This window comes from Paenibacillus sp. 01T422, assembly GCF_056398785.1.
In genome coordinates this window covers 1-830 of sequence record NZ_JBFTQB010001447.1, presented here as the reverse complement: position 1 = coordinate 830, position 830 = coordinate 1, and the positions used below count along the sequence as shown (strand labels likewise).

The 830-nt window shown below is 43.6% G+C and carries 2 protein-coding genes; both read left to right on the top strand.

The features are described 5' to 3' along the window. Nucleotides 1-261 (top strand): DedA family protein (locus tag AC1DUA_RS39420; RefSeq protein WP_477504854.1); only part of this gene is annotated, 261 nt, incomplete at its 5' end. Beyond that, nucleotides 233-830, top strand: a 598-nt coding sequence (locus tag AC1DUA_RS39415; RefSeq protein WP_477504853.1) for a response regulator transcription factor, incomplete at its 3' end; no start/stop codon positions are given. The genes AC1DUA_RS39420 and AC1DUA_RS39415, both read left to right, overlap by 29 nt.

Genomic DNA, 830 nt, shown 5'->3' with positions numbered 1-830 from the left:
GTTCGCCATGTCATGCCTTATGTAGCAGGCCTTAATCGCATGTCGTTTCGACGTTACGCTGCTTTCTCATACACCACCGGGTTCGTGTGGACGCTAGTTTTCTTTACCATCGGTCACTTCGTTGGTGATCATGCCCAAAGCATCGGCACACTCATATATTCATATGGCCTCAAATTCATTTGGCTGCCGCTTGTGCTTATGTTGATATATGTGCTCTTTAGGAGGAAACGAAATGACTCAGACCGTATTAGTGACCGATGATGATCTTGAAATTCGGGATATCATCCGCATTTATTTGCAAAACGAAGGTTATCGTGTTTTTGAGGCTGAGAACGGAGTGGAGGCACTGGATCTGCTTCGCAGCGTAACGGTGAATCTCATTATTTTGGATGTGATGATGCCAGTGATGGACGGGATTAAAGCTTGTTTTAAAATAAGAGAAATAACGAGCGTTCCGATCATTATGCTTTCAGCGAAAGGGGAGGATATCGATAAAATAACAGGTTTGACGACAGGCGCCGACGATTATGTGGCGAAACCCTTCAATCCGTTAGAGCTGATTGCACGAGTCAAAGCACATCTTCGCAGGCAGTCATTGACGGGGGCAAACGGCACTAAAGCTTCTGACAAAGCGATTCTTGAATTGGATGATTTAATTATGGATATTAGCCGTCATCATGTATCCGTACGTGGGAAAGAAATATCACTTACCCCGCTGGAATTTTCAATTCTCGAGCTCTTGGCCAGCCACCGTGGGCAAGTCTTTAATATAGAAAAAATTTATCAAAGCGTTTGGAAAGAGGAAAAATTTTTATCTGATAATACCGTCA